At 74.2% G+C, this 22,252-nt stretch carries 17 protein-coding genes and 2 tRNA genes; 13 read left to right on the top strand and 6 right to left on the bottom strand.

Annotated elements, in window-relative coordinates; translation table 11 throughout:
- Window positions 1-81: 81 nt before the first annotated feature.
- Window positions 82-1,953: a SpoIIE family protein phosphatase gene (locus tag ACJ6WD_RS05705; RefSeq protein ID WP_331249656.1), complete on the top strand. Its 1,872-nt coding sequence runs from the start codon at window positions 82-84 to the stop codon at window positions 1,951-1,953.
- A gap of 598 nt (window positions 1,954-2,551) precedes the next feature.
- On the opposite strand, the gene ACJ6WD_RS05700 is transcribed toward ACJ6WD_RS05705, so the two are convergent.
- Both ACJ6WD_RS05700 and ACJ6WD_RS05695 read right to left on the bottom strand, forming a co-directional pair.
- A complete protein-coding gene (locus ACJ6WD_RS05700; protein WP_233661465.1) occupies window positions 2,552-2,749 on the bottom strand; it encodes a DUF397 domain-containing protein in 198 nt (65 codons plus the stop codon).
- A gap of 8 nt (window positions 2,750-2,757) precedes the next feature.
- Window positions 2,758-3,612: a helix-turn-helix transcriptional regulator gene (locus ACJ6WD_RS05695; RefSeq protein ID WP_233661466.1), complete on the bottom strand. Its 855-nt coding sequence runs from the start codon at window positions 3,610-3,612 to the stop codon at window positions 2,758-2,760.
- Window positions 3,613-3,853: 241 nt separating this feature from the next.
- Between ACJ6WD_RS05695 and ACJ6WD_RS05690 the strand changes: the two genes are divergently transcribed.
- The 3 genes from ACJ6WD_RS05690 to ACJ6WD_RS05680 all read left to right on the top strand — a co-directional run bounded on the left by ACJ6WD_RS05690 (window position 3,854) and on the right by ACJ6WD_RS05680 (window position 7,044).
- On the top strand, window positions 3,854-4,351 hold the full coding sequence (locus ACJ6WD_RS05690) for an ATP-binding protein (RefSeq protein WP_275463740.1): 498 nt from the start codon (window positions 3,854-3,856) through the stop codon (window positions 4,349-4,351).
- 413 nt (window positions 4,352-4,764) lie between these two features.
- Complete coding sequence (locus ACJ6WD_RS05685; protein WP_331249647.1) at window positions 4,765-5,253, top strand: carboxymuconolactone decarboxylase family protein; 489 nt, start codon at window positions 4,765-4,767, stop codon at window positions 5,251-5,253.
- Window positions 5,254-5,391: 138 nt separating this feature from the next.
- Window positions 5,392-7,044: a long-chain fatty acid--CoA ligase gene (locus tag ACJ6WD_RS05680; protein ID WP_331249648.1), complete on the top strand. Its 1,653-nt coding sequence runs from the start codon at window positions 5,392-5,394 to the stop codon at window positions 7,042-7,044.
- Window positions 7,045-7,102: 58 nt separating this feature from the next.
- Here the strand turns inward: ACJ6WD_RS05680 and ACJ6WD_RS05675 are convergent, their stop codons facing one another.
- Together ACJ6WD_RS05675 and ACJ6WD_RS05670 are read right to left on the bottom strand one after the other, a co-directional pair.
- Entirely contained in the window at window positions 7,103-11,098 is a 3,996-nt protein-coding gene (locus ACJ6WD_RS05675; RefSeq protein WP_407615239.1) for a PAS domain-containing protein, read from the bottom strand.
- 191 nt (window positions 11,099-11,289) lie between these two features.
- On the bottom strand, window positions 11,290-11,838 hold the full coding sequence (locus tag ACJ6WD_RS05670) for an SSI family serine proteinase inhibitor (protein ID WP_233661471.1): 549 nt from the start codon (window positions 11,836-11,838) through the stop codon (window positions 11,290-11,292).
- A gap of 284 nt (window positions 11,839-12,122) precedes the next feature.
- Between ACJ6WD_RS05670 and ACJ6WD_RS05665 the strand changes: the two genes are divergently transcribed.
- The 4 genes from ACJ6WD_RS05665 (at window position 12,123) to ACJ6WD_RS05650 (ending at window position 14,326) form a co-directional block, all read left to right on the top strand.
- Window positions 12,123-12,213 (top strand) — tRNA-Ser (locus ACJ6WD_RS05665).
- A gap of 126 nt (window positions 12,214-12,339) precedes the next feature.
- Window positions 12,340-13,356, top strand: a complete 1,017-nt coding sequence (locus ACJ6WD_RS05660) for a GlxA family transcriptional regulator (RefSeq protein ID WP_233661472.1) — start codon at window positions 12,340-12,342, stop codon at window positions 13,354-13,356.
- 106 nt (window positions 13,357-13,462) lie between these two features.
- Window positions 13,463-14,122, top strand: coding sequence for an HD domain-containing protein (locus tag ACJ6WD_RS05655; protein ID WP_407615238.1), 660 nt, complete (start codon window positions 13,463-13,465; stop codon window positions 14,120-14,122).
- Between the two features lie 131 nt (window positions 14,123-14,253).
- Window positions 14,254-14,326: transfer RNA gene (locus ACJ6WD_RS05650), tRNA-Arg, on the top strand.
- A 601-nt stretch (window positions 14,327-14,927) separates the two neighbouring features.
- Here the strand turns inward: ACJ6WD_RS05650 and ACJ6WD_RS05645 are convergent.
- On the bottom strand, window positions 14,928-15,740 hold the full coding sequence (locus ACJ6WD_RS05645) for an NAD(P)H-dependent oxidoreductase (protein ID WP_407615237.1): 813 nt from the start codon (window positions 15,738-15,740) through the stop codon (window positions 14,928-14,930).
- A 71-nt stretch (window positions 15,741-15,811) separates the two neighbouring features.
- On the opposite strand from ACJ6WD_RS05645, the gene ACJ6WD_RS05640 reads away from it, so the two are divergent.
- From ACJ6WD_RS05640 to ACJ6WD_RS05630, 3 genes are all read left to right on the top strand, one after another.
- Window positions 15,812-16,843 (top strand): GlxA family transcriptional regulator, encoded by a 1,032-nt coding sequence (locus tag ACJ6WD_RS05640; protein WP_407615236.1) that lies wholly within the window; start codon window positions 15,812-15,814, stop codon window positions 16,841-16,843.
- 154 nt (window positions 16,844-16,997) lie between these two features.
- The gene (locus ACJ6WD_RS05635) at window positions 16,998-17,873 is read left to right on the top strand and encodes a DUF2797 domain-containing protein (protein WP_407615318.1); all 876 of its coding nucleotides are present in this window, start codon (window positions 16,998-17,000) and stop codon (window positions 17,871-17,873) included.
- A 67-nt stretch (window positions 17,874-17,940) separates the two neighbouring features.
- The gene (locus tag ACJ6WD_RS05630) at window positions 17,941-18,846 is read left to right on the top strand and encodes an amidohydrolase family protein (protein ID WP_407615235.1); all 906 of its coding nucleotides are present in this window, start codon (window positions 17,941-17,943) and stop codon (window positions 18,844-18,846) included.
- Here ACJ6WD_RS05630 and ACJ6WD_RS05625 read toward each other — a convergent pair.
- Complete coding sequence (locus ACJ6WD_RS05625; protein ID WP_407615234.1) at window positions 18,843-19,466, bottom strand: NADPH-dependent FMN reductase; 624 nt, start codon at window positions 19,464-19,466, stop codon at window positions 18,843-18,845. The two genes, ACJ6WD_RS05630 and ACJ6WD_RS05625, sit on opposite strands and share 4 nt — an antisense overlap.
- 184 nt (window positions 19,467-19,650) lie before the next feature.
- On the opposite strand from ACJ6WD_RS05625, the gene ACJ6WD_RS05620 reads away from it, so the two are divergent.
- Both ACJ6WD_RS05620 and ACJ6WD_RS05615 read left to right on the top strand, forming a co-directional pair.
- Window positions 19,651-20,457, top strand: coding sequence for a response regulator transcription factor (locus ACJ6WD_RS05620; RefSeq protein ID WP_407615233.1), 807 nt, complete (start codon window positions 19,651-19,653; stop codon window positions 20,455-20,457).
- 294 nt (window positions 20,458-20,751) lie between these two features.
- Window positions 20,752-22,227: a sensor histidine kinase gene (locus tag ACJ6WD_RS05615; protein ID WP_407615232.1), complete on the top strand. Its 1,476-nt coding sequence runs from the start codon at window positions 20,752-20,754 to the stop codon at window positions 22,225-22,227.
- Window positions 22,228-22,252: the final 25 nt, after the last annotated feature.

The raw sequence follows: 22,252 nt of genomic DNA, 5'->3' as shown, positions 1-22,252 counted from the left end.
GTCATAGTATAAAGCGCCCGTAATGAGTTGCTTTTCCTGGTTTTATCAGGGGGCGCAGTGACGTCGCTGTCCCCACGGACGATGGCCCCGCAGGAGACCGAAACGGTGTCCCGAACCGGGCTGCCGGCGAACCAGCTGGCCGCCGCCGGGGCCCGCAGGTTCGTGCGCAACCTGCTGACCGAACGGGCCGCCGCCCCGGACGCCGCCCCCGGCGCCGCGGCGATCAACCCGGACCTCATCGACCAGGCCGTCCTCCTGGTCAGCGAGCTGGTCACCAACGCCGTGATGTACGCCGGCACCGACATCGACGTCGTCTGCCGGCTGGAGTACGGGCGCGAGCCGGCGGAGGGCGCCGCGCGCCGCCCGGCCGCGGCCCGCACCGCCGACCGCCCCGGCCCGGCCACCGTCGCCGTCGTCCTGGAGGTCTCCGACCGCCACCCCTCCCGCGTGGTGCGCGGCGGGGTGGACGCCCGCAGCGGGGAGCCCGGCTTCGGCCTCCAGCTGGTCAGCGCGCTCGCCGAGTCCTGGGGCGTGACCTACCGCAAGTCCACCAAGACGGTCTGGTTCCGCCTGGAGGCCACCGAGGGCGTACCGGGCGCCCCACCGGCGGGGCCGGCCCGGCACCCGCACGGCGCCGCGACCCCGGTCCGGGTGCCGCCCGGGCCCGGCGGCCGCCCGCCGCACGGCGACGCCGCCGAGTGGGTGGACCGCGGCGGGCCCTCGTTCCTCGCCGAGACCAGCGAACTCCTGGCCGGCCAGCTCGACCAGGACATGGTCACCGCGCTCGCCGCGCAGCTGCTGGTGCCGCGCCTCGCCGACTGGTGCGCGATCTGGCTGAGCGTCGAGGGCGGCCGGATGGCCCTCTCCAGGGTCTGGCACGTCGACGAGCGGCGGATCGGCCCGCTCCGCACCGACCTGGAGCGCGACCCGCCGACCGACGTCGCCGGCGCCGGCGGCACCCCCTGGCCCTGGCCGGAGTGCGCCGGTGCGTCCCCGACGGGCGGGTCCGCGCTGGCCTTCCCCCTGGTGGCCCGCGGCGAGCTCCAGGGCGTCCTGCTGCTGGGCCGGGCCGGCAGGCTGACGATGAGCGACACCGTCGTCCGGATCGTGGAGGACGTCGCCCGCCGGGTCGCCCAGGCCGTCCACACCGCCCGCCAGTACACCCGGCAGACCACCATCAGCCTGGCCCTCCAACGCCGCCAGCTGCCCGCGTCGCTGGCCAGCATCCCCGGCGTGGACACCGCGATCGTCTACGAACCGCACGGCGAGGGACAGACCGTCGGCGGCGACTTCTACGACGTCTTCCCCATGGGCGACCGCCGCTGGTGCTTCCTCCTGGGGGACGTCCAGGGCAAGGACCCCGAGGCGATGTCGGTGACCGGACTGGCCCGCCACCTGGTGCGCCTGCTGGCCCGCGAGGGCCACGGCGTCGAATCGGTCCTCGGGCGACTGAACCTCGCCATGGCCGAGGAGAGCGCGGAGGCGGTGGAGGTCGGCGGGGAGCGGGCCGAATCCCGATTCCTGAGCCTGCTCTACGGGGAACTGGCCGTCGACCCCGGCGTCCCCGGCGCCCGCTGCACGGTCGCCAGCGCCGGCCACCCGCCGCCGCTGCACCTGTTCACCGACGGCGCCGTGGAGCCGGCCTCCGACCCGCAGATGCTGCTGGGCATCGACGAGGGCACCGAGTTCCACGCCAGCACCTTCACCCTCGCGCCCGGCGAGACGCTGCTCTGCGTCACCGACGGGGTCACCGAACGCCGCTGCGGCAACTGGCAGTTGGACGACAACGACGGCCTGGTCGAGGTGTTGCGGGACGGCCTCGGCCTGGGCGCCAAGGCCCTGGCGGAACACATCCGCCGCGCCGCCCACGACTTCGGCACCGGCCCGGTGGAGGACGACCTCTCGGTACTCGTCCTCCAGGCGGTCATGCTGGGGCGCGGGCCTATGGGGTGAGGGCGGCCCGGGGACGGGCGTTCGACGGTACTCAGTGCCGGGGCGCCGCGGCGGGGCCGGAGGGGTGCGGGATGTCGCGCAGGTGGTGCCGGAGGAGCACATTCGCGTCGGACACCGCGCTCAAGTCGCCGTGTCGGTAAGCATCGGCGCGCTGCTGGGCGAGTGCGTGGCATCGGGTGCAGTCAGGGTGCGGCTGAGGTTCAGCCGGCCAGTTGGAGGGCGGCGTGTAGAGCATGGGAAGTCTCCTGGTGCGGCGGCCTGGTGGGGCCAGGCAAGGTTGTCCCCCATCGGGCCTGGTGGCTACCTGCCAGTTGCTCTGGCCGCCCTGCTGTCGTAGCGCCATAGTTGCCCCTGCCCGGTCAGGGAAGGCGAGCAGGGACAACCGTGAGTACTCCCCCAACTTGTCTGCGCCCAGGGAGAGTTGTGTGCATCCTGAGTGCGGTCGGCCGTGGGGCCGCCTCGATCAGGCAACACATGGTGACCGTAGCGCTACGCAAGGCGAGGTGGCAAGTGTGCCCCGGGGCATATATGTCGCACGACTGACGCAACCATGCCCCCCGTCCAGCTGGACGGGGGGCATGGTTGCGTCAGTAGATGGTCAGCTGGCGAAGTGGTCGAACTCCCCGGCCTTCACGCCGGCGATGAACGCCTTGAGCTTCGCCGGGGTGGTCCGCACGATGACGTCGGGGTCGTCGCTTTCGCGCAGCAGGATCTCACCGTCGACCGCGGCGGTTTCGATGCACTGCTCGCCACCGCCGCCGGAGAAACTCGACTTTTGCCACATGATTTCGCTCATTCCCTGACTCACAGTTCTCTTGCGATGTGGTGGATGAAACTCTGCGACTCTTCGGGTGAGAGTGCCGTTTGCTCGGCGAATCCGAGCAGTGTTCGGTAGCGGTCGAGGTCGGCTGCCGCGTCGAGGAATCGGCCCCCGAACGGGGTGTCGATGTGGACGGTGTCGAGCTGTGGTGTGACGCCGCTCGCGTACATCACGGTCTGTGTGACCTCGACGAAGTCCTCGCTGGTGAAGGGGATGACGCGCAGGGTGAGTCCAGGGCGCTCGGACGTCGACAAGAGGTATTCGAGCTGTGCTCGTGCGACTTTTCGCCCGCCCACGCGCATGCGTAGCGCGGCCTCGTGGACGATTGCTTCGAACTGTGGGGCACTGTCACGTTCGAGGATCGCCCGTCGTTCCATCCTGTGCTCGACCCGCGCCTGTATCTCGTCTTCGGGGAGTTGCGGAATGACTCCGGCGAACAGCGCGTGCGCGTACTCCTCGGTCTGGAGAACTCCTGGGAACGTCACGGGCTGGAGGCAGCGCAACCGCGTTGCGTGGTGCTCCAATTCTGCGATGTCGAGGAACCCGGGCGCGAGGATTCCTCGGTATCTGTCCCACCAGTTCTGACCTCGGCGCTCGCGCGCTATCGCGCACAGGGCGTCGACGAACGCATCGTCGTCGCAGGCGTAGAAGGTCGCCAGTCGTCGGATGCGATCCTCGCTGACGCCGACCCGACCCGCTTCTATGTGTGAAATCTTGGCTTGGTCGGTCGAAACCATCCCGGCCGCCTCACGGGCAGTCTTCCCCGCGCGCTCGCGCAGCTTGCGCAACTCTGCGCCCAGTCTGGCTTGTCGGGCCGTTGGATTGTCCCTCGGCGGCATGTCACCTTCCCCTGCTCGCGCTCAGTCTCCCGCGTAACGGTGTCATGGGTCCACCCAGTCTGGCGAACCTTAAGGAACAACCTTGCTCCGGGGCATGTATGCCCCTATGGTCCTCGCAACGGCGCCCCGTACGCCAGGAAGACCCGAAGTGCAGCCATCCACAAGCCCCTTGGGCGCCCAGGGATGGACCAGGCCACGGAGGGCAGCGGCGGCGCTCACGTTCTCGTGAGGAGACACGACCATGAGCACGGTTGACGAAAAACCCGTTCCCCAGCCGCACCACCCCGCCCGAGAGTCGTACCGCTTCAGCGTCCCGAGCGGTTCCGCCGCCCCGAAGGTCGCGCGGGAAATGGTCGCGAGGCTGCTGGTTCTCACCGGACACGCCCTCGCGTCCGAGACGGCGCGCCTGCTCGTCTCGGAGTTGGTCACCAACACCCATCTGCACACCCGCACCCGCACGATCCACCTCGACGTCCTACTCGGTCCGGCCCGCGTCAACGTCAGTGTCTGGGACGCCAGTCCCGAACTGCGCCCCGCGTTCCGCAGTGGCCGCGACGGCGCTGAGTCGGGGCGGGGGCTGTGCCTCGTCGCCGCCTTGGCGTCGGGGTGGGGCGTCGTGTGGCCCACCGGTTCCGACGGCTGGAAGCGTGTGTGGTTCGCGTTGGACGAAGGCCGCGCGGGGGCTGGTACGCCCGGCTGCACCCAAGCTGCCGGGCGGCCCGCGGAGGGCGCCGGGTGATTGCCGCCCACCCCGTCTTCTGGGGGCTGCTGATCACCATGACGAGCCTGGTGGCGCTGGCGCTGCTGATCGCCCGTGCCCTGATGTCGGGCCCTGGGGCCGGAGCGGCGCCGCCACCGTCCCCCGGCGAGGAACGGTTCGCCTACACCTGTCACTGCTGGCAGGACCCGGTACGCGTCACCGTCCGGAGGGAACCACCGCCCAGGCGCCGGCACGCCCGCCCGGGCCCCGGCGCGTCACTGCGCCACCGCTTCCGCCGGCGCCCGCCAGTCAGGAGCGCCCCGGACAGGGGCGAAGTTTCCGCAGTTCAGGAGGGTGCCGGAAAAACTTCCGGCAATCCCGTCACATCCGCGGGCGCCCATCCGTCGGGGCTGTGAAGACGCCGACAGGCCGAACCGAAGGAGCACACCGCCATGACGAAGACCGCCCTCTCCCGGATGCCCAACCCGGCCGAGTTCGTGCCCGAGATGAACGACGTCAGCGCCGCCCTCTTCCGGGCCACCGGCAACCAGTCGGTGCCGCGCACCACGATGAACCTCGTCCACCTGCGCGCCGGCCAGATCGTCAACAACACCTACCTGACCATCCTGAACACCAGCTTCCTGCGGAAGGCGGGGGAGTCCGAGGAGCGCATCACCGCCGTCTCCTCCTGGCCGGACGCGCCGTACTTCACCGACGCCGAACGCGCCGCCCTGGCGCTGGTGGAGGCCACCCTCCAGCCCGCTCCGCACGGCATGGAACGCGTCTCCGACGCGCTGTACGCCGAGGTGGCGCAGCACTACGACCCGAAGGCGCTGGCCACCCTCACCCTCGCGATCGGCCAGATCAACTTCTTCATCGCGGTGGCCGTCATCGGCAAGCCGCAGCCGGTCGGCTCCCTCGCGGAAGCGCAGTGGGACTGACACCCGCGGCAGGTCAGCGCCTTCCCGGCCGTTTCCGGTCCGAGGGAAAAGAACACGCCAGCAACGCGTGACATACCACCCGGTACGCATCGACAATCGCAGCACCACTACCCGCCCGTAACAAAGCGGAGGCACCCGGTGCTCAGCACGATGCAGGACGTACCGCTCACGGTCTCGCGAATCCTCACCCATGGGTCGACGGTCCACGGAAAGGCCCAGGTCATCACCTGGACCGGCGAGGCAGAGCCGCACCGCCGCACCTTCGCCGAGATCGGCCGCCGGGCCGCGCGGCTCGCGCACGCGCTCCGCGACACCCTCGGGGTGGGTGCCGCGGAGCGCGTCGGGACGCTCATGTGGAACAACAGCGAGCACATGGAGGCGTACCTCGGCATCCCCTCCATGGGGGCGGTGCTGCACACGCTCAACCTGCGGCTGCCCGCCGAACAGCTGGCCTGGATCGTCAACCACGCCGAGGACCGCGTGATCCTCGTCAACGGCACCCTGATCCCGCTGCTGGCCCCCCTGCTGCCGCAACTGCCCACGGTGGCGCACGTGGTCGTCGTCGGCCCCGGCGACCGCGCCCCGCTGGCCGGCGGCCACGCCCAGGTCCACGACTACGAGGAGCTGCTCGCCGGCCGGCCGGAGCACTACGACTGGCCGCAGGTCGACGAGCGGACGGCCGCCGCGCTCTGCTACACCTCCGGCACGACCGGCGAGCCCAAGGGCGTGGTCTACAGCCACCGTTCCCTCTACCTGCACTCGCTCCAGGTCAACACCGCCGAGGCGTTCGCCCTCGCCTCGCGGGACATCGCGCTGCCGGTGGTGCCGATGTTCCACGTCAACGCCTGGGGCCTGCCGCACGCCGCGTTCATGGCCGGCGCCTCGCTGCTGATGCCGGACCGGTTCCTCCAGCCCGCCCCGCTCGCCGAGATGATCGAGACGATCCGGCCCACCATCGGCGCCGCGGTCCCCACCATCTGGCAGGGCCTGCTGGCCGAACTCGACGCCCACAAGCGCGACGTGGCCTGTCTGCACACCGTCGTCATCGGCGGCTCGGCCTGCCCGCCCGCCCTGATGCGGGGCTTCGAGGAGCGGCACGGCATCCGCGTGGTGCACGCCTGGGGGATGACCGAGACCTCGCCGCTGGGCTGCGTCTCGCACCCGCCGGCCGGGGTGAGCGACGAGGAGGAGTGGGCCTACCGCGCCACCCAGGGCCGCTTCCCGGCCTCCGTCGAGGCCCGGTTGATCGGCCCGGCCGGCGAGGAACTGCCCTGGGACGGCGCCGCGGCGGGCGAACTCGAAGTGCGCGGCCCCTGGATCGCGGGCGCGTACTACGGCGGCGCGCAGGGCGGAGCGCTCCGCCCGGAGGACAAGTTCAGCCCCGACGGCTGGCTGCGCACCGGTGACGTCGGCACCATCACCCCGGACGGCTACCTGACGCTGACCGACCGGGCCAAGGACGTCATCAAGTCGGGCGGCGAGTGGATCTCCTCGGTCGAGCTGGAGAACCACCTGATGGCGCACCCGGGCGTCGCCGAGGCCGCGGTGGTGGCCGTCCCCGACGAGAAGTGGGGCGAACGGCCGCTGGCGACGGTGGTGCTGACCGACGGGGCCGCCCTGACCTACGAGGAGCTGCGGGCCTTCCTCGGCGAGCGGATCGCCCGCTGGCAGCTCCCGGAGCGCTGGGCGGTGATCCCGTCCGTCCCCAAGACGAGCGTCGGCAAGTTCGACAAGAAGGTGCTCCGCCGCCAGTACGCGGACGGGGAACTGAACGTCACCCTGCTGGCCTGACCGCCCCCGGGGCCCGCCGGTCGCTTCCGGCGGGCCCGGTGCCCGTGCGGCGGTCCGGCTAGTTCGTGCCGATCTTCGCCAGCAGGTCCACGATCCGGGCCTGCACCTCGGCGCTGGTGGACCGCTCCGCCAGGAAGAGCACCGTCTCCCCGGAGGCGAGACCGGGCAGTTGGGTCGGGTCCAGGTCGGCGGAGGTGTAGACGACCAGCGGGGTGTGGTCCAGATGCCCGTTGGCGCGCAGCCAGTCGACGATGCCGGCCCGGCGGCGGCGCACCTGCATCAGGTCCATCACCACGAGGTTGGGCCGCAGCTGCGTCGCCAGTGCGACCGCGTCGGTGTCCGCGTCGGCCCGGGCGACCTGCATGCCGCGCCGCTCCAGCGACGCGGTCAGCGCGCCCGCGATGGCGTCGTTCTGCTCAAGGAGCAGCACCCGCGCCGGCTGGTCCTCGGCGTCCCGCGGGGCGAGCGCCTTGAGCAGCACGGCCGGATCGGCGCCGTACGCGGCCTCCCGGGTCGCCTGCCCCAGCCCGGCGGTGACCAGGACCGGCACCTCCGCTGCCCCCGCCGCCTGGCGCAGCGACTGCAGCGCGGTGCGGGTGATCGGCCCGGTCAGCGGGTCCACGAAGAGCGCCGCCGGGTACGCGGCGATCTGCGCGTCCACCTCCTCGCGGGAGTTGACGATCACGGGGCGGTAGCCGCGGTCGCTGAGCGCCTGCTGGGTGGCGACGTCGGGCGCCGGCCAGACCAGCAGCCGACGCGGGTTGTCCAGCGGCTCCGGGGGCAACTCGTCGTCCATCGGCGGCTGTTGACGCTCCGTCACCTCGACGGCGCCGTTCGGCCCGTCCAGCGGCTCGGGACCCTCACTGCCCTCGTCGGGCGCGGAGATGGCGAACGCCCGGCCCTCACTGGCGTCCATCAGGTGCGGCTGCGGACCCGGCTGCTTGGGGCGGGCGGCCGGCTGCGGCGGGGCACCCGCCGCCTGGTGCGGGGCACCGGGCGCGGCGGCCTCGGCGGCCGGGCCGCGCTCGTCCTCCGGCGGCGGCGCGGCGAGCTTGCGCCGACGACCGGAACCGGTGGGCGTGCCGCCCGGCGGCGTGTTCGTGCCGCCCGCCGGGGTCGCGCCGGGCTGCGGCGCCGGACGCTGCGGATCGGTCAACTGCTGGGCGAACGGCACGCCCTGGCCGAGCGTGCGCACGCTGAAGGCCCGCCCGGCGGTGTGCCCGGACTCGTCGTCGGCCGGCGGCAGCGGCTGCCGGCCCTGCGGCGGCACGGCGACACCCGACGGAGCCGGCCCGCCCGCGGGACCCGGCGCCGGGGCGGCCGCGGTCTCCTCGGCGGGGCTGGGGCGACCCCGACGGCGGCCGGTGGGCGTGGCCGGGCCGGCGATGCCGGGGGCGGTGCCGGTGCCCGTGCCCGTCGCCTCCGCCGGTGCGTCCGGACCCGCCGGCTGCGCGACCAGGCCCTCGGGGCCCGCCACGAACGTGCCGGACGCCTCGGAGTCGGCCATCGCCGCGGCCGCGCGCTCCTCGGCGGCGGCCCGCCGCGCCCGGCGCCGGCCGGTCGGCTCGGCGTCCCAAGTCCCCGGTGCTTCGGGGGAGTCGTCGGCCGGGGTCGGTTGCCCGGCCGGTGCGCCGGCGGGCGCCTCCGGGCCCGCGGCCACCGGGCGGCGCGCCCGGCGCCGGCCCGTACCGCCGGCCTCCTGCGGTCCGCCCGCCACCGGCCCCGGGGCCTCGGCGGGTACCGGCGCCCCGCCCGCGACCGCGGGCAGCGCCGGCTGTGCGGTCGGCGGCTGCGGTGCCCGGTCCGCCGCGGCGGGCGGCAGGGCGAACGGCGAGCGCGCCGGGGCCGGGGCCTGCGCGGCGGCCCGGCCGCCGGCCTGCTGCGGAGCGCCACCACCGGGGGCGCCGGGCGCCCCCGGCTCGCCGGCCCGCTCGGGCGCCTCGGCCAGCGCCCGGCGGGTCCGTCGGCCGGCGGCACCCGGGGCGGAACCCTGCGCCAGTGCCGGCATCAGACCCGGCGCCGTCCCCTGCGACTGCCCCGCCTGCGGCCCCTGCTGGGCCGGCTGTTGCCCCCGTGACTGTCCCTGCGGCTGTCCCTGCGGCGGCACCGGCCCGAGCGCCGGGCCCGCCGCCGGGGTCAGGCCGGCTGCTGCCGACCGCCCGGCCGGGGCCCCGTCACCGGACCCGGACGGCAGCGCGGGCAGCGCCGAGCCCTCGGTCGCCGGCCGCGCCCGACGACGACCGCTCGGCGGCACCGCCTCGGCGCCCGTCGGCAGCCCCGCTCCCTGCGTGCCGTCGGCGCCGGCACCGGGCTCCGCACCCGGGCGCCGGGCCCGCCGACGCCCGGTCGGCTGCCCGCCGCCGGTGCCGTTCGCGGCTTCCGCACCCGCGGCCGGCTCCCCGGCCGCGGTCTGCCCACGGCCGTCCGTGCCCGGGCCGGCCGGGGCCGCGGTCGCCCCGTCGGTCGCCGCGTCGGCGGGCTCGGCCCCGTCGTCCGGCGCCGCGGCACCCTCGGCCGCCTCGTCCTCCGCCGGCTCCGGTTCGTCGATCAGCACCGGCAGTTCCAGCACGAACGCGCTGCCGCCCGCACCGGATCCGCCCGGCACCTGGTGCGTCTGGATCAACCCGTCGTGCATCCGCACGATCCCGCGGACGATCGGCCCGTGGACCGGATCGCCACCCCCGAACGGCCCGCGCACCTCGATGCGCACGACCTGGCCGCGCTTGGCCGCCGCCACCACGATCGTCGAGTCGCCGGGCACCGGACGACCGCCCGCCCGCCCGGCGCCGTCACCGACCGCGTGCCGCCCGGTGGAGTCCACCCCGGCGACGTCCGCGATCAGGTGCGACAGCGCCATCGCCAACCGCTCCGCGTCCACCAGTGCCGCTATCGGCGGCGCGTGCACCGCGAACTGCGCCCGGCCCGGCCCGATCAGCTCGATCGCGCCCTCCACGCCGGCCGCGACCACCTGGTCCAGCGACACCTTGGTCCGCTTGAGCTTGTCCTTTCCGGAGTCCAACCGCTGGTAGCCGAGGACGTTGTCGACCAGCGTCGTCATCCGGGCGTGCCCGGCCGCGAGGTGGTGCAGCATCTGGTTCGCCTCGGGCCACAACTGCCCGGCCGGATCGGCGGCCAGGGTGCCCAGCTCGCCGCTCAGCTCGGTCAGCGGCCCGCGCAGCGACTGTCCCAGGACGGCCATCAGTTGCGCGTGCCGCGCCGCCAGCGCGTCGAGGGGCCGGCGGTCGGTGAACGTCATCACCGCGCCCACCAACTGGTCGCCGTCCCGCACCGGCGCCGTCGTCAGGTCGACGGCGACCGCCCGGCCGTCCTTGGCCCACAGCACCTGCCCGCGCACCCGGTGCTTGCGGCCGGACTTGAGGGTGTCGGCGAGCGGGGTGTCCTCCAACGGCAGCTTCGAGCCGTCCGCCCGCGAGTGGTGGACGAGCGGGTGCAGCTCCTTGCCGCCCAGCTCGCTCGCCCGGTAGCCGAGGATCTGCGCCGCGGACGGATTGACGAGGACCACCCGGCCCTCGGAGTCGACGCCGACGACGCCCTCCGCCGCGGCCCGCAGGATCATCTCGGTCTGCCGCTGCTGGCGCGCCAGCTCGGTCTCGGTGTCCAGCGTCCCGGTCAGGTCCCGCACCACGAGCATCAGCAGTTCGTTGCCCGTGTAGCCGTTGCGGTGGTCGGCGTAGGCCGCCTCGAAGGCGGACTCGTACGGGGTGCGGCCGTCCTCCAGGTTGGCGCTGGTCACCTCGACCAGCAGCTCGACGCCGTCGGTCCGGCGCGCGACCATCCGCGTCGGCTTGGTCCGTCCCTCGACCTCGTCGTCCCGGCGCCGCATGGAACCGGGGATCCGCTTGGAGTCGAAGGAGGGCAGCAGGTCGAGGAGGCCCCGGCCGACCAGGGCGGTGCCCGGCGCCTCGAACATCTCCAGCGCGATGGCGTTGGCGTTGACGACCGTGCCGTTGCAGTTGACCAGCAGCAACGCGTCCGGGAGGGCGTCCAGTATGGCTGCGAGGCGAGCAGCGCCTCGGGATGGCCTGCTGCTCACGCGACGCTTCCTCCCTGTTACCGCATCTTGCCGATCCACCATGGCGGATCGCTGGGATGGAGTCTACGGGCACATGCCGGGGACGCGGAGGCGGATGACGACCCGCTTATGCCGCGCCCCGACGCGACTCCCCGCACGCCCGACATGTGCCCCTCGTCCGGATCTGACGCGCTACTCCGGCACGAACCGGGTCAGGAAACGGTCGACGGGAGCATCGGCTGGAAGCGGCTCCAGCGTTCGATCTCACACCCGTTGGTGCGCTTGAAGTCGGCGTTCACCGGGCGCCCCGCCCAGGTCCCGGCGACGTGCGCCCGCGCCGGACCGCCGTACATCATCGTGCACTGCGCCCCCTGCGGCACGGGGGCGAACGCGTCCTTGCCCCACCGCGTCATCCGGTCCAGCCGGTCGCAGGCGCGCCGGGCGTCGAAGTGGTTGCCGCCGCGCGGATGGCAGTACAGCTCGAACCTGCCGTCCGTGCGCTCCGCACCGGAACGGGTCACGGTGATCGTGAGGTGGTCCGCGCGCCGCCCGCCAGGCCGGTCGCCGGACCCCGCGGCGCCGGGACCGCCGTGCCCCAGCAGCGGCAGCACGTCGTGGTGGTACGGCAGCGGGATCGGCGCCGCGGAGGCGGCCGGCGCCAGCACGAGCGCCGGCACCGCGCACGCGGCGGCCGCGAGCGCCGCGGCGAACCTCGGCAGCGACCGGGCGCGGGACGGGGACGGGATCCGGCGAGGGGACATCACGGGCTCCTGACGGGCGAGTGCGGGGCGGCCCGCGAGCGGCGGGACCGGCCCGTACGGGACGGTCGGCGGTACGCGGTCGGTACGCGCCGGGGGCGCACGACACGCGTGCGTCGGTGCCGCCCCGACTCGGTTAACGCGCCGCCGGCCGTGACGTTGCGCCGCAGGAACGTCTTTGCCGGGTGGCCCGCGGGCCGAGTACCGTAGGGGGCGATTGGTGACAGGCCACCGAGCTGTGTCATCATCTGGTCACGCCACAACGCGCTCACGCGCGTCAGGTGTGTGGAGGCGTCGCCTAGTCCGGTCTATGGCGCCGCACTGCTAATGCGGTTTGGGTTTTAACACCCATCGAGGGTTCAAATCCCTCCGCCTCCGCTTTTGCATCATCCCGGGCCCGGTCATCACGACCGGGCTCGATTTTTTTTGCCCGCCCGCCGCCACCGGACCACCGGGCCGGCGGGCCGCAGCCCTGCACCGCCCCCGCCGCCTACGCTGCCGGTCATGCCCCTGCCGAGGTCGACGCCGCCAGCCCGGTCCGCCCCCGAGCGGCCCGCCCCCACCCCGCGCACCGTCGTGATGCTGGCCTTCGAGGGCGCCCGACTGCTCGACGTCACCGGCCCGTTGGAGGTCTTCAGCTCCGCCGCCCGCCTCGGCGGCCGCTACGCCGTCCGCATCTGCTCCCCCGACGGCCGGACCGTCACCACCGCCTCGGGCACCCGCCTGGTGGTCGACGCGGCGGCGCCGGAGGCCGCCGGCCGCCCCGTGGACACCGTCCTCGTGCCCGGCGCCGAGGAGCTCACCCAGGGCCGCTTCCCGCCCGGCCTGCTGGACGCCGTCCGCAGCCTCGCCGGCCGCTCCCGCCGGGTCGCCTCGGTCTGCGCCGGGGCGTTCGCCCTGGCCGGGGCCGGGCTGCTGGACGGACGCCGGGCCACCACCCACTGGCGCCACACCGCCGCCCTCGCCGCCCGCCACCCCACCCTCACCGTCGACCCGGACGCGCTCTACGTCCGCGACGGCGCGCTCTTCACCTCCGCCGGGGTCTCGGCCGGCATCGACCTCGCCCTGGCCCTGGTGGAGGCCGACGAGGGTCCCGACCTGGCCCGTGAGGTCGCCCGCGACCTGGTCGTCTTCATGCAGCGGCCGGGCGGCCAGTCGCAGTTCTCGGTGCCCGCCCGCACCCCGCGGCCCCGCCACGACGCACTGCGCGCCCTCCTGGACGCGATCGCCGCCGACCCGGCCGCCGACCACTCCAACACCGCGCTGGCCGCCCGCGCCGGCCTCAGCCCCCGTCACCTCACCCGGCTCTTCCGCGAGCACACCGGCACCACCCCGGCCGGCTACGTCGAGGCGGTGCGCCTGGAGGCCGCCCAGACCTTCCTCGCGAACGGCGAGACGGCCACCGCCACCGCCCGCCGCACCGGCATCGGCAGCGACGAGTCCCTGCGCCGCCTCTTCCTCCGCCGCCTGGGCGTCACCCCCTCCGCCTACCGCTCCCGCTTCCGCACCACCACCCGCTGACCCCCACCGGCGTACGTCGCACGTCCCCGTCGGATGTCCTCATCCGTGGGCCACCTGGCCGGCACACACCGGGCGCCGACCACCCCCGCCGCGCGAACCTTCCCCCATGACCACCAACGACCCCGCCCCCACGCCCACCCTCGCCGGCATCCCCGTCCCGGACAGCCGCCTGGCCCGCGAGGCCACCGAACTGGTCCGCGACGTCACCGACGACCTGATCTACCACCACTCGCACCGCGTCTACCTCTTCGGCGCCCACCACGGCCTCACCCACCGCCTGGCGTTCGACCCCGAGCTGCTCTACGTGGGCGCCCTCTTCCACGACCTCGGCCTCACCGAGAAGTTCCGCACCTCCCAGCAGCGCTTCGAGATCGACGGCGCCGACGAGGCCCGCGCCTTCCTGACCGCCCGCGGCATCCCCGAGGACCGCGCCCGCCTGGTCTGGGAGGGCATCGCCCTGCACACCACCCCCGAGATCCCCCACCACATGGCCCCCGAGGTCGCCCTCGTCACGGCCGGCGTCGAACTCGACGTCCTCGGCATCGGCTACGAAGCCCTGCCCGCGCAGACCCGCGAGGCCGTCGTCGCCGCCCATCCCCGCCCGGACTTCAAGCGCCGCATCCTGCGCGCGTTCCACGCCGGCCTGGCCCACCGCCCCCAGACCGCCTTCGGCAACGTCAAGGCCGACGTCCTCGACCGCTTCGAAGCGGACTACACCCGCCCGAACTTCGTCCGGATCATCGAGGACTCCCCCTGGCCGGCCTGAACCGCAACACGGGCGCACGGGCGTTTTCGCAGGTCAGGCAGGGTCTGGGAACTGGATTTCGCCTTACGGCGCAGCTCATGTAATGTTTCTCCTGCAACGCCGACCGGCAAGAAAAACCGCCGGAAAGCCAAGCGCTCGTAGCTTAACGGATAGAGCATCTGACTACGGATCAGAAGGTTGCAGGTTCGAATCCTGCCGAGCGCACAGCAGGTCAAAGCCCCCGCCGGGTTCTCCGGGCGGGGGCTTTGTCGTGCGGTGCGGTGGTGAAGGGCGGCAGTGGGGTCGGGGGGCTGTCGTTGGTGGCCGCGGCATTCCTTGGGGCGGTGGGCTGTGCGGCTTGGCGGTGTCGAAGCCCGCTCGCGTCAGTCTTCCTCCCAGGTCTCCCGCTCCGTGGTGGTCGATGCCAGCGCCAGTGGTCCGCGGAAGCCTGTGGCTCGGAGGAGGCCGGTGCCTTCCTCCTCCGCTCCGTCATCACCGGCATCTTCGTGCTCGATCTCGCTCGTGTATCCGGGGCAGTGCATGTGGATGTCCCCATACACGGTTCCGAACTGGCCCACGGGCTCGTTGACGGTGCCGCTGACGTCTTCTGGACGACGGGCTCTTCGCAGGGCCCTCCGTCGCGGTTCCTCGTACCGGGACCGTGAGACACAGCGACGGTACACAACGGCGTTTCTCAGGGCAGTAGTTACTGCTGGCGAGGGCGATGTCGTTGTGGTTTCGCGCCGAGCGCTGCTGGAGACTCCGCTGCCCTTGCGGCTCCCGTAGGCAGAAGGGGGAGAGGGCCGTGCTGCCCAGGCGTCGGTGTCTAGGAGGACAAGTGGGGTGTGTGGGAGGGGGGTTGGGGTGGGGTGGTGTAGTGGGCCCGGGGGCCGGTGGGGGGTGTGGGGGTGAGGTGGGGGTGGAGGAGGAGGTCGTCGTCGTAGTCGCCGGTGTTTTGGTGGCGGAAGGGGAGGGGGTCGGTGGTGGGGAGGGTGAGGAGGCGGTGGCGTAGCCGGGCGGTGGCGGTGGCGTAGGCGTCCGGGGTGGTGCGGTCCGCGCCGGGGATCAGCAGGGGTGGGGCGACGGACATGCCGGTGTACCAGAGGGTGCCGTGTTGGAGGGGGAAGAGGAGGTCGTTGAGGTCGCCGTTGACGCCCCGGGGGCCGAGGGTCGCGGCGCGGGCGCCGGCGGTGACGACGACCAGGGCGCGTTTGCCGGTGAGCGGGCCGTCCCCGTAGCGCTGGGGGCGGCCGGTGATCGGGTCAGTGTGGCCGAAGGCGAAGCCCTTGACGAAGACGCGGTCGAACCAGCCCTTGAGGATGGCGGGCATGCCGTACCACCAGAGGGGGAACTGGACGACGAGGGTGTCGGCCCAGGCGAGTTTGCGCTGTTCGGCGGCGATGTCGGGGCTCAGGCGGCCGGCGCTGTAGGCGCGTTCGGAGGCGTCGCCCACCAGGAGGCGGTCGGTCGGGTCGTGGTCGTAGTCGGCGGCGTCGACCAGCGGGTTCCACTTCATGGCGTAGAGGTCGGAGACCCGGTGCTGGTGGCCGTGGGCTTCGAGGGTGTGCAGCCCCGCCGTTTTGAGGGCGCCGTTGAGGGAGCGGGGGTCGGGGTGGGCGAACAGCCAGAGGACCTTCATGGCGTCCAGCCTCCGGGCGGGGCGCGGCGCGGACGAGTGGCCGGATGGTCAGTGTGTGCAAGGATCGGGCCATGGGTGGTCTGACGGGCGGCGAGCAGGGGCGGGGCGGGCGGCGGCACCGGGTGGCGGTGTTCGTGCGGCCGGGGATGTTGCCCATCGAGGTGGGGATCGTGCACCGGATCTTCGGGGAGGCCAGGTCGGCGGCCGGGGAGCAGCTGTACGAGCCGGTGACCTGCACGCTGGAGCCGGGGGCGGTGCCCACGGACGCGGACTTCACGGTGAACGTGGCGCACGGACCCGAGGTGTTGGGGACCGCGGACACGGTCGTCCTGCCGGCGTCCGCGGTCGACTACGACCCGGGGCCGGAGCGGCGGGAGGGGCGGCTGAGCCCGGCGATGACCGACGCGCTGGCCCGGATCCGGCCGGGGACGAGGATCGCGTCGATCTGCACGGGGGCGTTCGTGCTGGCCGCGGCGGGGCTGCTGGACGGGCGGCGGGCGACCACGCACTGGCGGTCGGTGGACGACTTCCGGCGGCTCTTCCCGCAGGTCGAGCTGGACGCCGACGTGCTGTACACGGACGAGGGCGACGTGTTGACGGCGGCCGGGGTCGCCTCCGGCGTCGACCTGTGCCTGCACATGGTGCGGTGCGACCACGGGGCGGCGGTGGCCAACGACGTGGCGCGGCGGACCGTGGTGCCGCCGCACCGGGAGGGCGGGCAGGCGCAGTACGTGCCGCGGCCGGTCCCGGAGCCGCAGGTGTCGTCGACGGGCGCGGCGCGGGCCTGGGCGCTGGCCCATCTGGACCGGCCGCTGAGCCTGCGGGAGCTGGCGGCCCGGGAGGCGATGAGCGTGCGGACCTTCACCCGGCGGTTCCGGGAGGAGGTGGGGCTGTCGCCGGTGCAGTGGCTGACGCAGCAACGGATCGGGCGGGCCCGGCAGTTGCTGGAGGAGACGGCGCTGAGCGTGGACCGGGTCGCGGCACAGGCGGGGTTCGGGACGGCGGCGTCGCTGCGGCAGCACTTCCAGGTGGCGCTGGGGGTGTCGCCGCGGGCGTACCGCAGCACGTTCCGGGGGACGGCGGACCTGTCCGACGTGGGGTAGGCGGAGTCGGGGCGTTGTCGGTGGGCGGTCGTACGCTGACGGTGTGTGGCGATGTACGGGACCGCGGTGGTCGGGCGGCGGGCCGGTGGCCGGGCCGGAAGGGCGGTTCGGTCAGCGGCTCGGTTGGTACTGCGCGGAGCGGGACGCCGAGCGGGTGAGCCTGCTGCCGCCCGGGAAGGCGCTGGCCTTCGCGGCGGTCGGGGAGCGGCGGTGCCTGGGGGTGCGGCGGGCCGGGCGGTGGCTCGTCTGCCCGTACGGCGCGGTGCTGGACGGCGCCGGGGTGAAGGACCAGTGTCCGCGGTGCGCGCAGCTGGACCGGTCGCGGTCGGTGGCGGCGGACACCATGGCCGACGATCCGCGCCCGTACGGCGTCTATCTGGCGTACTTCGGGCCCGGGCTGGTCAAGGTGGGGATCACGGCCGCGGAGCGCGGGGCGGCCCGGCTGGTGGAGCAGGGGGCGGTGGCCTACGCCTGGCTGGGGCGGGGGCCGCTGATGGCGGCGCGGCGGGCCGAGGCGGTGCTCGGGAGCGCGCTGGGGGTGCCGGACCGGTTCGCGAAGGAGGCCAAGCGGGCGGCGCGCGGGGCGCTGCCCCCGGTGGCGGAACGGGCCGCCGCGCTGGCCGAACTCCACGGTGTGGCACGGGAGTTGGCGGGCTGGCCGGAATCGCTGGAGCCGGTGGAGTTCGCGTGCGCGGACCACTCGGAGCTGTTCGGGTTGGCGCGGGTGCCGGCGGGCGGGGTCGTGGAGCTGGGTGGGCTGACCGCCGGGGCGGAGGTCGTGGGCGAGGTCGTGGCCGGGGCGGGCGCCGACGTGTACCTGCGCCTGCGGTCGGCCGACGCGGACGGCGAGGGCGGTGAGGGCGGCGCGGGCGGTGAGGCGGGTGCCGCTGGGCCGGTCGCCGTCCTGGACGCGCGGATGCTGTCCGGTTGGGTGTTGGAGGCGGCCCGGGGGCGGGTGACGACGGTGGCGGTGCGGCGGCTGCCGGAGGCGGGCGGCGCGGGGGGAGGGGAGCAGGAGGGGCTGTTTTGAGGGTGTGGGGCGCGGCTGTGGGTGCGGCCCGTTGACGGGTGTGCGGGACGGTGTGTGGAGGGCGGGCGTGGTGGACGTGACGGACGGAGCGGGTGTGGTGGAGGGGGACGGGCGGGTCGAGGAGTTCTGGCGGGGGCTGGGGCTGCCGGGACTGATCGACGTGCACACGCACTTCATGCCCGCGCGGGTGATGGCGAAGGTCTGGGCGTACTTCGACGCCGCGGGGCCGCTGGTGGGGCGGCGCTGGCCGATCGCGTACCGCTTCGAGGAGGACGAGCGGCTGGCGGTGCTGCGGGGCTTCGGGGTGCGGGCGTTCACCTCGATGGTCTATCCGCACAAGCCCGGCATGGCACGCTGGTTGAACGGCTGGGCGGCGGATTTCGCGGCCCGCACGCCGGACTGCCTGCGGACCGCGACGTTCTTCCCGGAGGACGGGGTCGCCGGGTACGTGGCGGACGAACTGGCCGGCGGGGCGCGGATCTTCAAGGCACACGTGCAGGTCGGCGGCTACGACCCGGCGGACGCGGTGCTGGACCCGGTGTGGGGGCTGCTGGCGGAGGCCGGGGTGCCGGTGGTCGTGCACTGCGGGTCGGGGCCGGCGCCCGGCAAGCACACCGGGCCGGAGCCGATCGCCCGGGTGCTGGCCCGGAACCCCCGGTTGCGGCTGGTCGTCGCGCACCTGGGGATGCCGGAGTACGTCGACTTCCTGACGTTGGTCGCGCGCCATCCGCGGGTGTGCCTGGACACCACGATGGCCTGCACGGACTTCGCCGAGCAGACCGCGCCGTTCCCGAGGGCGGAGCGGGGGCGCCTGCTGGACGTGGGCGACCGGGTGCTTTTCGGGAGCGACTTCCCCAACATCCCTTACGGGTACGCGCATGCGCTGGAGGCTTTGGCGCGGCTGGAGTTGGGCGAGGAGTGGCTGCGGGCCGTCTGCTACGGGAACGCGGCGCGGCTGTTCGGGATCGGTTAGACGGTGGCCCCGGTGGTCCCGGCGATGGCCCCGGATGCGGATGCGGATGCGGATGCGGGTGCGGGGTCCGTGGGGGCTCCGTCGGGCCGGGGGACCGCGGCGGCCAGGTGGGTCATGGCGGTGCGGAGGTCGGCGAGGGTGGGCGGGTCGGTGACGCGTTCTGCGGCGGGGTCCACCTTCGGGCCGATGGCGGGGATCTCCCGGCAGGCGTCCGCGACGACCGTGCCGGTCATCATGCGCAGCGTTTCGCGGAGTTGGGCGTTGGCGTGGTCGCCGCCGGCGGGGAACGGCGAGGCGGTGATCACGGCGACCGGCTTGTCGACGCACTCGCCGCTGCTGACCAGCCAGTCGAGCGCGTTCTTGAGGACCCCCGGGACGCCGTGCGCGTACTCGGGGCTGACGAGGAGCAGGGCGTCCGCGGCGCCGACGGCGGTGCGCAGCGCGGCGACGGGGCCGGGCGGCGTGGCGCCCTCGCCGTCCAGGTCGGGGTTGAAGTGCGGGAGCGCGCCGATGTCGGCGGTGCCGGTGGGGCCGTCGAACAGCTCCAGGGCGGAGCGCAGGACGGCGCCGTTGGAGGAACGGGCGCGGAGACTGCCGGAGAGGGCCAGGAGTCGGGGCATGGGGGCGACGTTACGGGGCCCCGGGCCGTGCGGGGGGCCGGGCCGGTCGTGACGGGTACGGCGGCGTCGGCGCGGGGCGTCCGCGCCGGGCCGGCGCGGCCTTGACCGAAGGGAGGGGAGATTCTCAGGAGATTCACAGGAACCGGCAAGGGAGCTTTCAGAGGCCGGGGCCAGGCTGCCGCCCATGACCCTGACTTCGTCGACGTCCTCAGCTTCGTACCGTGCGCCGGTCTCGGGCACGTCCTCCCGGAGGGCGACCGGTAAGGCGCCCGGCAGGCAGTCGGAGCTGCTGCGGGCGGACGGGAGTCCGGTGCGGGTGCTGGTCGTCGACGACGAGTCCTCCCTCGCGGACCTGCTGTCGCTGGCGTTGCGGTACGAGGGCTGGGACATCCGGGCGGAGGGCGACGGCGCGGGGGCGCTGCGGTGCGCCAGGAGCTGGCGGCCGGACGCGGTGGTGCTCGACGTGATGCTGCCGGACATGGACGGGCTGACGGTCCTGGGCCGGCTGCGCAACGAGGTACCGGACGTGCCGGTGCTGTTCCTGACCGCCAAGGACGCGGTCGAGGACCGGATCGCCGGGCTCACGGCGGGCGGTGACGACTACGTCACCAAGCCGTTCAGCCTGGAGGAGGTGGTGGCGCGGCTGCGCGGACTCCTGCGGCGGGCGGGTGCCGCGGCGGTGCGCAGCGAGTCGCTGCTGACCGTGGGCGACCTGGTGCTGGACGAGGACAGTCACGAGGTGTGGCGGGACGGCCAGGACATCCACCTGACGGCCACCGAATTCGAGCTGCTGCGCTACCTGATGCGCAACCCGCGGCGGGTGCTGAGCAAGACGCAGATCCTGGACCGGGTGTGGAGCTACGACTTCGGCGGGCAGGCCAACGTCGTCGAGCTGTACATCTCGTACCTGCGGCGGAAGATCGACGTGGGGCGGGAGCCGATGATCCACACCCGGCGGGGTGCGGGCTACCTGATCAAGCCGGCCGGGTAGCGGGCCGTGCGTTCCTCCGCGTCCGCGGTGACCTCCTGGGCCGGTGCCGGTGCCGGTGCCGGTGCCGGTGCCGGTGCCGGTGCGGGGGCGGGGGCGGGAGCCGGTTGCGGTTCTGCTTCTGCTGCCGTTTCTGCTTCCGATTCTGGTGCCCCCGAGGCTGCGGGGCCCGGTGACCGCAAGGGGCGGCGGCGCCGTTTCGGGTTCCGTTCCGGGCTCCGTTCGGGCTTCGGATCCGGCCGGTTCGGGCGCGGGGGAGGCCGGTGGACGCTGCGGACGCGGCTCGTGGTGTCGGCCGTGGCGCTGATCGCCGTCGTGGGGGCGGTGATCAGCACGGTCACCGCGGTCGCGCTGCACTCCTATCTCCAGGGGCAGTTGGACCACCGGCTCGTCGAGGGCATCAGGCGGGCGGACGGGCCGCGGCCGCACGATCTGGTGCCGGACAACGGACTGGAGTTCGTGGCGATACCGGGCCAGGTTCCCGGGACGGTGGGGGCGCGGGTCGCGCCGGACGGCACGCTCGCGGCCGGCGCGCGGATGAACCGTTCGACGAGCCGGCTGCCGTCGGAGCGGCTGACCACGCTCGACGCGCACCAACTGGCGGCGCTGGACGGGGTCAGCCGGGACGGCAAGCCGCACAGCACGGACCTGCCCGGCCTCGGTTCGTACCGGGTGCAGTACGCCGGGAACGGCGCGCTGGTGCTGGGGGTGCCGCTGAACGAGATGGACGACACGGTCGGGCGGCTGGTGCTCATCGAGTGCTGCGTGACGCTCGCCGGGCTGGTGGCGGCCGGGATCGCCGGTTCGGCCATGGTCGGGATCGCGCTGCGCCCGCTGCGGCGGGTCGCCGCGACCGCGACCCGGGTGTCCGAACTCTCCCTGCACCAGGGCGAGGTGGCGCTGCACGTGCGCGTCCCGGCGGCGGAGGCCGACGCCCGGACGGAGGTCGGTCAGGTCGGGGCGGCGCTCAACCGGATGCTGGGGCACGTCGGCTCGGCGCTCTCGGCGCGGCAGGAGAGCGAGACGCGGGTGCGGCGGTTCGTCGCCGACGCCAGTCACGAACTGCGCACGCCGCTCGCGTCGATCCGGGGCTACGCCGAGCTGACCCGGCGCGGGCAGGAGCGGCCCGGTCCGCAGACCCGGCACGCGCTGGGGCGGATCGAGTCCGAGGCGGAGCGGATGACCGGCCTGGTGGAGGACCTGCTGCTGCTCGCCCGGCTCGACTCCGGGCGCCCGCTGTCGTACGCCACGGTCGACCTGTCGCCGCTGGTGGTGGACGCGGTGAGCGACGCGCGGGCGGCCGGCCCCGGCCACCGCTGGCGACTGGAACTCCCGGACGCGGACGAGCCGGCGCTGGTGCGCGGGGACGCCGACCGGCTGCACCAGATCCTGGTCAACCTGCTGGCCAACGCGCGGACCCACACGCCCGAGGGGACGACGGTGACCGCCCGGGTGCTCAGCCCCCGGCGGCCCCGGCCGGGCGTGGTGCCGCCCGTCGGCGCGGCGCCGGACGCGGTCCGGTTGGAGGTGCAGGACGACGGGCCGGGGATTCCGGCCGCGCTGCTGCCGCACGTCTTCGAGCGGTTCGCGCGGGGCGACGCGTCCCGGGCGCGGGCCGCGGGCAGCGGCGGCAGTGGCGGCAGCACCGGGCTGGGGCTGGCCATCGTGCAGGCGGTGGTGGCCGCGCACGGCGGGACGGTGGCGGTGGCGAGCGTCCCGGGGCGGACGGTGTTCACGGTGGCCCTGCCGGTGGCCCGGGCGGACGGCCCGTAAGGCCGCGCGGGGGCCGCCGCGCGGA

It is taken from the genome of Streptomyces sp. VTCC 41912, assembly GCF_045799175.1.
In the GTDB taxonomy this organism is placed as follows: domain Bacteria; phylum Actinomycetota; class Actinomycetes; order Streptomycetales; family Streptomycetaceae; genus Streptomyces; species Streptomyces albulus_C.
The sequence above is the reverse complement of the archived record's forward strand: the minus strand, read 5'-3'. Positions and strand labels throughout refer to the sequence as shown.

Coding starts and splice junctions, on each gene's coding strand:
- ACJ6WD_RS05645 (WP_407615237.1), bottom strand. CDS start 15,740: ATGAAGGTCCTCTGGCTGTTCGCCCACCCCGACCCCCGCTCCCTCAAC.
- ACJ6WD_RS05660 (WP_233661472.1), top strand. CDS start 12,340: ATGCCCCTGCCGAGGTCGACGCCGCCAGCCCGGTCCGCCCCCGAGCGG.
- ACJ6WD_RS05690 (WP_275463740.1), top strand. CDS start 3,854: ATGAGCACGGTTGACGAAAAACCCGTTCCCCAGCCGCACCACCCCGCC.
- ACJ6WD_RS05640 (WP_407615236.1), top strand. CDS start 15,812: ATGGGTGGTCTGACGGGCGGCGAGCAGGGGCGGGGCGGGCGGCGGCAC.
- ACJ6WD_RS05700 (WP_233661465.1), bottom strand. CDS start 2,749: ATGAGCGAAATCATGTGGCAAAAGTCGAGTTTCTCCGGCGGCGGTGGC.
- ACJ6WD_RS05685 (WP_331249647.1), top strand. CDS start 4,765: ATGACGAAGACCGCCCTCTCCCGGATGCCCAACCCGGCCGAGTTCGTG.
- ACJ6WD_RS05620 (WP_407615233.1), top strand. CDS start 19,651: ATGACCCTGACTTCGTCGACGTCCTCAGCTTCGTACCGTGCGCCGGTC.
- ACJ6WD_RS05670 (WP_233661471.1), bottom strand. CDS start 11,838: ATGTCCCCTCGCCGGATCCCGTCCCCGTCCCGCGCCCGGTCGCTGCCG.
- ACJ6WD_RS05695 (WP_233661466.1), bottom strand. CDS start 3,612: ATGCCGCCGAGGGACAATCCAACGGCCCGACAAGCCAGACTGGGCGCA.
- ACJ6WD_RS05625 (WP_407615234.1), bottom strand. CDS start 19,466: ATGCCCCGACTCCTGGCCCTCTCCGGCAGTCTCCGCGCCCGTTCCTCC.
- ACJ6WD_RS05705 (WP_331249656.1), top strand. CDS start 82: ATGGCCCCGCAGGAGACCGAAACGGTGTCCCGAACCGGGCTGCCGGCG.
- ACJ6WD_RS05655 (WP_407615238.1), top strand. CDS start 13,463: ATGACCACCAACGACCCCGCCCCCACGCCCACCCTCGCCGGCATCCCC.